Here is a 5601-nt window from a genome sequence, read left to right on the forward strand (position 1 = left end):
GACCGTCTACCGGGTGGTGCAGGAGGCGCTGACCAACGCGCTCAAGCACGCGGGTGTCGGCGCCGGTGTCGAGGTCGTCCTGTCGTACACCGCCGAGGCCGTCGTGGTCCGGGTGGTCGACGACGGCCGCGGCCGCCCGCTGGTCAGCCCGGCGCCGTCCGGCGGTCACGGCCTGCTCGGCATGCGGGAGCGGGTGACCGTGTACGACGGCAGCCTCACCGCCGGTCCCCGACTGACCGGGGGCTGGCAGGTCGAGGTTCGGCTGCCGCTACCGTCAGAGCCGGCAACGGAGGTGATCGCGGCATGACGGTCCGGGTAGTGATCGTGGACGACCAGGCGCTGGTCCGCGCCGGGTTCCGGATGGTGCTGGAATCCCAGCCCGACCTGGAGGTCGTCGGGGAGGCGATCGACGGCGCGGACGCGCTGCGGGTGCTCGCCCGCACCGAGGCCGACGTGGTCGTCATGGACATCCGGATGCCCACCATGGACGGCGTGGAGGCGACCCGTCGACTCTGCGCCGAGCAGCCTGCGGGTGGCCCTCGGGTGCTGGTGCTGACCACCTTCGACACCGAGGCGGACGCGTTCGCGGCGCTACAGGCCGGGGCGAGTGGCTTCCTGCTCAAGAACGTCCCGCCGGAGGAGCTGCTGGCCGCGATCCGGGTGGTGGCCCAGGGCGACTCGGTGGTGGCTCCGTCGATCACCCGGCGCCTGCTGGACCGGTTCGCCGGTCAGCTCGGCGCGGCCCCGAGCGCGGACCCTCGACTCGCGCAGCTCACCGACCGGGAACGGGAGGTGCTGCTACTGGTCGCGCAGGGGCTGTCCAACGCGGAGATCGCCGCCCGGGTGCACGTGGCCGAGGCGACGGTGAAGACCCACGTCGGGCGGATCCTGGCGAAACTCCAGCTGCGCGACCGGGTCCAGGCGGTGGTCCTGGCGTACGAGAGCGGGCTGGTCACACCCGGCGGATGACACCGCGTACGACCTGGGTCGTAGCGACCGGCGTGCGCACCGCGACCCGGGGCGCACGCAAGTCGAGCGCGCAGGTGGAGATCGACAGACCGGTGCCGGCCATAGCGTCGGAGGGGTCCGATCCGCCACCTGCACCGGGAGCCCCGCATGATCCGCCTGACCCTGCGTTCGCTGCGCGCCGAAGCGCTGCGCATGCTGCTCTCGGCGCTCGCCGTCGTGCTCGGCGTCGCGTTCGTCGCCGGCACGATGATCTTCGTCGACGGGATGCGGACCGGGGCGTACGAGCGGGCCGGCACCTTCGACCGCCACACCGACCTCGGGGTCTACTCGGCCGGCCGCGAGGTGTTGCCCCCGGCACTGGTCGACCGGGTGCGGGCGGTCGACGGGGTGGCCGCCGCCGCCGGTGAGCTGACCAACACCGCCGGCATCGTCGGAGCCGACGGTCGGCCGGTGCTCGGCTTCACAATGCTCGTCGCCATCCCCACCGAGGATGCGCTGCGCTCGTACGACGTGGTGGCCGGCCGGTTGCCCGACCGGGCCGGCGAGGTGGTGCTCGACGCGCCGACGGCGGCCGAGCAGGGCTTCGGGCTCGGCGCGGCGGTCCGGATCGGCGCCACCGGTGGGGCGGCCCGCCCGTACACCCTGGTGGGCACCGTCGACGTGGCCGGCACCGCCCGCGACGTCGGCGGTCCGTTCGTCGGCCTGGTCGGGCCGGACGCCCTGGCCCTCACCGGCGAGCGGGGCTACGGCCGGATCATGGTGGCGGCCCGACCGGGCGCCGACGTCGCGGCGCTGACCGAGAAGGTACGCGCCGTGTCCGGCGCCGAAGCCACTGTGAAGAGTCGCCAGCAGATCCTCGACGAGGCCGTGGAGGACGCGGTGCGCAACGTGGACCAGTTCCGCATGCTGCTGTTGATCTTCGTGGGGGTCGCGATAGTGGTGGCCGGCTTCGTGATCGCCAACACTTTCGCGATCGTGCTGGCCCAGCGCACCCGACGGACCGCGCTGCTGCGCCTGATCGGCGCCACCCGGGGACAGGTCTTCCGGTCCACACTGCTGGAGTCGGCCGTGCTGGGGCTGGTCGCCTCCGCACTCGGGGTGCTGCTCGGGGTGGCCCTCGCCAGCGGTCTGCGGCTGCTGCTGTCCCAACTGGACGTGCCGGTCACCGGTGGGCTGACCGTTACCGGTTCGACAGTGCTCACCGGCCTGCTGCTGGGCACCGGGCTCACGGTGTGCGCCGCCCTGCTGCCGGCCTGGCGGGGCACGCGAATCGCCCCGGTGGCGGCGCTCACCGACGCCGCGGTGCAGCCCAGCCGGGGTGCTGGTCGGGTTCGGCTGAGCATCGGCGCTGTGGTCCTCGCCGTCGGTGTGGCCGCGCTGGCCGGCGCCGGCAGCGCCGGTCAGCTGCTCCTGGTGGCGGTGGGTGGGGTGCTCACCTTCTTCGGGATCGTGCTGTTCGGGCCGGTGCTCGTCCCCGCGCTGGCCCGGGTGTTCGGCTGGCCGGTCCGGCGAGTGCTCGGCACCATCGGTGAACTGGCTGTCAACAACACGGTGCGCAATCCGCGGCGGGTCGCCGCGACGGCCACCGCGCTGGTGATCGGTATCGGACTGGTATCGGCGTTCATGGTCGGTGCGCGCAGCACCAAGGACGGCATCGAACGCAGCGTGGACGCCCAAATAGGGACGGACTTCGTGGTCACCGGAATCGGTCAGGACCTGCCGGCCGTGCTCGTCGGTGAACTCGCCTCACGTCCCGAACTGGGTGTGGTGCACGAGCAGCGCAGCACTGTCGTCGACGACGTCGAGATCCGCGCGGCCCACCCGGCGCTGGTCGCCCGGACGCTGAGCAAGGTGCTGACTGGCGACGCCGAGCGGGTCGGGCCGGGGCAGGTGCTGGTGCACAGCGAGTTGGCGCGGGCCCGCGGCTGGCAGGTCGGCTCCCCGGTGACCCTCAGGGGGAAGTCGTTCCGGGTGGCCGCCGTGGTCACCGACGACAGCCCCGACGGTGAGGTGCCGGCGGGTCACGTCATCGACCTGTCCGACCAGGACTTCGCGGCGCTCTTCCCCGCCCAACGCGGATACCTGGCCGAGATCGACCCCGCCGCCGGAGTGAGCCCCGAGCGGGCCCGCGACGCGATCACCGCGGTGCTGGGCCGCTACCCGACGGTGAACCTGATGGACCAGGGCGCCTACAAGAAGATGCTCACCGGCACTGTGGACATGCTTCTCGCCTTCGTCACCGCACTGCTCGGTCTTGCCGTGGTGATCGCCCTGGTCGGCGTGGCGAACACCCTGAGCCTGTCGGTGGTCGAACGGACCAGGGAGAACGCCGTGCTGCGGGCGGTCGGGCTCACCCGAGGGCGGATGCGGGCGGTGCTCGCCGTCGAGGCGGTGCTGATGGCGCTGGTCGGCGCGGTGCTCGGGGTCGGGCTCGGCACCGGAGTCAGCGCGTCCACGATGGCCCTGCTGGACCGCCTCGGCGGGGACTTCCACGTGGTGCTGCCGTTCGGCCAGCTCGCTCTGATCCTCGGTGTCGCGGTGCTCGCCGCCCTGCTCGCCTCGGTGCTGCCGGCCCGCCGGGCGCTGTCCCGCCCGGTCGTCGAGGCGCTCGCCGACCAGTGACCCTGCCGGGTCACGTCAGTGCTGGCAGACGGACATCCGCCGGCCGGTCCCGCCATCTTCCCCGGCGGCGGGACCGGCCAGCGGTGCCGGGTCTACAGGCGCTCGACCATCGGGCCGACGCACCGGTTGCGGGTGTCGAAGACGTAGCGGGCGTGCCTGACCACGAGGTCGTAGTCGAAGGCGTCATGGTCGGTGACCACCACCACCGCGTCGGCCGCGCGCACCTCACGCTCGCTGAGCCCGACCACTGTGATCCCGGCGGGGATCTGGTGCGCCTCGGCGTACGGCTCGACGGCGTGCACCTCGGCGCCGAGGGCCTGCAACCGACGGGCCACGTCCACGGCGGGGGAGTCGCGCATGTCGCCGGTGTTCTTCTTGTACGCCAGACCGAGCAGTAGCAGTCGGGCGCCGCTGACGGCCCGGCCGTCCCGGTTCAGCCCTCCCATGATCCGCTGCGCGACGTGTTCGGGCATCTCGTGGTTGACGTCGTTGGCCAGCTCGATGAACCGGAACTGCCGACCGAGGCGGCGCTTGACCTGCCAGGACAGGTAGCACGGATCGATCGGCAGGCAGTGCCCGCCGACGCCGGGGCCGGGCCGGAACGGCATGAAACCGAACGGTTTGGTCGAGGCGGCGTCGATCGCCTGCCAGACGTCGATGTCGAGGTGGTGCGAGAGCATGGTCAGCTCGTTGATCAGCGCGATGTTGACCTGGCGGAAGGTGTTCTCGATCAGCTTGGTCAGCTCGGCGACGCGGGTGGAGTCCACAGGTACGGTGCGTTCCACGAGGCGCTGGTAGAACTCGTCCACCCGGGCCAGCGCCGCCGGGTCCACACCGGAGACCACTTTCGGGGTGTTCTCGAGTCGCCAGGTCGGGTTGCCCGGGTCGATCCGCTCGGGGCTGTAGCCGAGGTGGAAGTCACCGGGGCTGGTCAGGCCACTGGCGGACTCCAACAGCGGGCGCAGCAGCTCCTCGGTGGTGCCCGGGTAGGTGGTCGACTCCAGGATCACAGTGCAGCCCGGGCGTACGTACGGGCCGATACCGATGCCGGCCTGCTCGACGTAGCTCAGGTCCGGGGTCCCGTCGCGCAGAGGGGTCGGCACCGTGATGACGCAGATGTCGAACCCGTCTGCATCGGTGTACTCAGTGCTGGGGTGGTAGCGGCCGCTGCCCAACGCGCGGCCCAGCCGGTCGGCCGGAATGTCCTCGACGAACGACTCGCCGGAGGCGAGACGCTTCACCCGGTCGGCGTCGACGTCGAGACCGACCACGTCGAGCCCCGCCTCGACGGCCCGCATGGCCAGCGGCAGTCCAACGTACCCCTGACCGATCACGACCAGCTTTTCAGCGCTCACCCAGGCTCCCGCGGCAGATGGTGTAAATAGCCTGCTGAGAGCCTAGAGGCGTCTTCGGCGTCGTAAGTCCGTTTTGGGGATATCGGTGCTGCTGGGACTGACGGGGGTCGGCTCAGCCGCCCGCCGGCACCTCCGGATCGAGCGGCGGGCTGGAGGTGGCGGGTGGATCAGGAGGCGCGCTGGTCGTCGGCGGCGCGGCCGTCGTGGGCGCCGCGCTGGTAGGCGGCGCCGTGGTGACGCCCGCCGTCGGCGTCGGCGAGTTGGCGGTCTGACTCGGCTGCACACTCGGCGTGGCGGAGACCGAGGCCGACGGGGAGTTGCCGGGGACGTGCGGCCGGTCCGGTCGGCCCGGCTCGACGCTGGTGATCTGCTCGTTCGCCGCGGGCAGGTCGACGGGGCCGCTCGGCGCCACCGTCGGCGAGGTGGCCGGCAGATTGACCGCCGGGTCCTCGCCGACGTTACGCGTCGCGGCCAGCGCCGCGCCGAGCCCGACCAGCGCGACAAGCATGGCCGCCGCCGCGCCGACGAGCGGACCCCGCCGTCGCTGGCGCCCGTCCGCCACCGCCGCCCCGGCCGGCACGTCCGTGCGGGTGCCCGGCCCGGTCTCGTAACCGGCCGACCGCAACGCCTGCACCGCGTGCACACAGGAGTAGTC

Annotated in this window: 4 protein-coding genes and 1 pseudogene; 3 read left to right on the forward strand and 2 right to left on the reverse strand. The window is 72.4% G+C overall.

The window, feature by feature from the left end; all coding sequences use genetic code 11:
* The 3 genes from AB0C20_RS34845 to AB0C20_RS34855 all read left to right on the forward strand — a co-directional run.
* On the forward strand, positions 1-307 hold a 307-nt coding region (locus AB0C20_RS34845; protein ID WP_357569611.1), incomplete at its 5' end, for an ATP-binding protein.
* The gene (locus AB0C20_RS34850; RefSeq protein WP_357188697.1) at positions 304-969 is read left to right on the forward strand and encodes a response regulator transcription factor; all 666 of its coding nucleotides are present in this window, start codon (positions 304-306) and stop codon (positions 967-969) included. The genes AB0C20_RS34845 and AB0C20_RS34850, both read left to right, overlap by 4 nt.
* A gap of 147 nt (positions 970-1116) precedes the next feature.
* Positions 1117-3591, forward strand: a complete 2475-nt coding sequence (locus AB0C20_RS34855) for an ABC transporter permease (RefSeq protein ID WP_357569612.1) — start codon at positions 1117-1119, stop codon at positions 3589-3591.
* A 92-nt stretch (positions 3592-3683) separates the two neighbouring features.
* On the opposite strand, the gene AB0C20_RS34860 is transcribed toward AB0C20_RS34855, so the two are convergent.
* Positions 3684-4946: a nucleotide sugar dehydrogenase gene (locus AB0C20_RS34860; RefSeq protein WP_357188701.1), complete on the reverse strand. Its 1263-nt coding sequence runs from the start codon at positions 4944-4946 to the stop codon at positions 3684-3686.
* A 112-nt stretch (positions 4947-5058) separates the two neighbouring features.
* A pseudogene (locus AB0C20_RS34865) lies at positions 5059-5601 on the reverse strand (serine/threonine protein kinase); the annotation flags it as partial.

Origin of the sequence: Micromonospora sp. NPDC048843 (assembly GCF_040649965.1) — a bacterium.
Taxonomy (GTDB): Bacteria; Actinomycetota; Actinomycetes; order Mycobacteriales; family Micromonosporaceae; genus Micromonospora; species Micromonospora hortensis.